2 protein-coding genes are annotated in these 1,766 nt (G+C 57.5%); both read right to left on the minus strand.

Annotation, left to right across the window (positions count from 1 at the left end; translation table 11 throughout):
• Nucleotides 1-104: 104 nt before the first annotated feature.
• Nucleotides 105-887 (minus strand): TatD family hydrolase, encoded by a 783-nt coding sequence (locus tag HMPREF2708_RS07115; protein ID WP_070833672.1) that lies wholly within the window; start codon nucleotides 885-887, stop codon nucleotides 105-107.
• Nucleotides 887-1,666 (minus strand): tRNA threonylcarbamoyladenosine dehydratase, encoded by a 780-nt coding sequence (locus tag HMPREF2708_RS07120; RefSeq protein ID WP_049171606.1) that lies wholly within the window; start codon nucleotides 1,664-1,666, stop codon nucleotides 887-889. The genes HMPREF2708_RS07115 and HMPREF2708_RS07120 overlap by 1 nt, the downstream gene beginning before the upstream one ends.
• Between the last annotated feature and the right edge of the window lie 100 nt (nucleotides 1,667-1,766).

A 1,766-nucleotide genomic window follows, 5' to 3' on the forward strand; every position in this document is an offset into this window, starting at 1 on the left:
GGCCGCTAGACGAACGGGGCTTAGAACTTTTCATCCGCGCGCTGCGGACTTGTTAAACAATACACTAGACGTGGATAGTAACTGCAAATCCGTAGGTTAAGGAATTAAATCCCTAGCGTTTTCGCATTGTTGGCCAGCTCGTTTGCAAGCTCCGCTTCATCCATTCTTCGCAAGGCCGCAACCTCGGCGACAGTTTCCCGCAACGCAGCGACTACCTCTGCAGCGACCGCTTCCACCGCGTCACCGCTTCCAGGCTCGCGCGGAAGGTCTGTCTCCAGCAAGAGCCTATCGACGGGCACCTGCGACACATAGGCCCGTCCGCGCTTTGTCCGCAACATGAGCGGGTTGACGGAGATATAACCACCGGCGCGGATCAGCCGCGTCAGTTCATCGCTAGTGCCACCGAAGCGGTGAAAGATGGGCACGAAGGTCTCGCCTGGTGCGACGCTGGAGCTGGTGTCCAAACGTGGTTCGATTAGGTCAAGCACCACACCAGCACTCCGAACCGTGTGAATGGACAGGATATGTGACTGGTTCGAGCTCCGGACAGTATCCAGGATGCTGGTGAAGACGTGGATTTGGGTCTCGGCGGGAACGTCGTCAAGCCTGCGGGGCGCGAAGTCCAAGCCAATCTCGCCGATGAAGCGAGTGCGAGGGAGGGCCGCGCGAAAAATCTCGAGCTCTCGCTCATAGTTGCCATCGATGTACCACGGGTGATAGCCCACGGCGGCCATGGGCAAGCTTTCACTCTCTAGCTCGACAAAGCCGGAGGGCCGGACCGTCTGCGCGATAATCTCTACACCCTCCCGTGCAAGATCAGCCTTAAAACGCTCGCGCGAATCCTGTGGCAGGAAGTCGTAGTGAAAGTGGGTATCGATGAACCGCATTACTTTTCCGTCGGTGGCTGGCTATCGTCGGCTGGACCGCCGATTCGCGGGGCCAGCGGGGTTTCCTCGAACCCGAGCAGACGGCGAATGACCTTTCCGGCCAGCATCTGCCCCATGATTGGCGGTATGTAGCTCATGGTACCGAGGGTTTCCGCTTTGGTGCCGCTGCCCTTGTCCGCAATGCGCACAGGCTCTTCGGATGAGTACAGCACTTCAAGACCGCGAATGCGTCGGCGGATACACACCTGACGGACGACCTTCGCCAGCGGACAGACCTTTGTCTTATTGATTTTTGAGAAGGTCAGCCGAGATGGGTCGAGCTTATTTCCGCCGCCCATAGCGGAAATGAGGTGGATGCGATTTTCCGCGCACCACTGCGCGATCTCAATTTTCCCGGTGACATCGTCGATAGCGTCGATGATGTAATCCGGACGCGGGAACTTCTCGAAGGTCTCTGACAGGTTTTCACGTGTGAGAAAAATCTGGCGGGCATAGGTCGTACAATCCGGGTTGATATCGGCAACCATCGCCTCCATAACCTCGGCTTTGACCCGACCAATCGTGGAGACAAATGCCAGCGCCTGACGGTTGAGATTGCTCGGCTCCACGACGTCGCCGTCGATCAAGATGAGGTTGCCCACGCCACCTCTCGCGAGAGCTTCGGCACAACTCGACCCCACGCCTCCGAGTCCGACAACCATGACGGTAGATTCAGCCAACGTTTCCAGCCCCTCCTCCCCTAGGAGAAGCTTCAGTCGTGCGAAACGTTCACTGGTCATAGTCACCTCTGGTCATAGCCGCCTCGATTCCAAAAAACAAAAACTCCCCAGCCGACTGACTGGGGAGTAACTTTGTACCCCGTACGGGATTTGAACCCGT

It is taken from the genome of Corynebacterium sp. HMSC073H12 (assembly GCF_001837775.1).
GTDB lineage: Bacteria > Actinomycetota > Actinomycetes > Mycobacteriales > Mycobacteriaceae > Corynebacterium > Corynebacterium amycolatum.

What these genes read in the sequence shown, in the direction of transcription:
- HMPREF2708_RS07115 (WP_070833672.1), bottom strand. Translation starts at nt 887, where the DNA reads ATGCGGTTCATCGATACCCACTTTCACTACGACTTCCTGCCACAGGAT.
- HMPREF2708_RS07120 (WP_049171606.1), bottom strand. Translation starts at nt 1,666, where the DNA reads ATGACCAGTGAACGTTTCGCACGACTGAAGCTTCTCCTAGGGGAGGAG.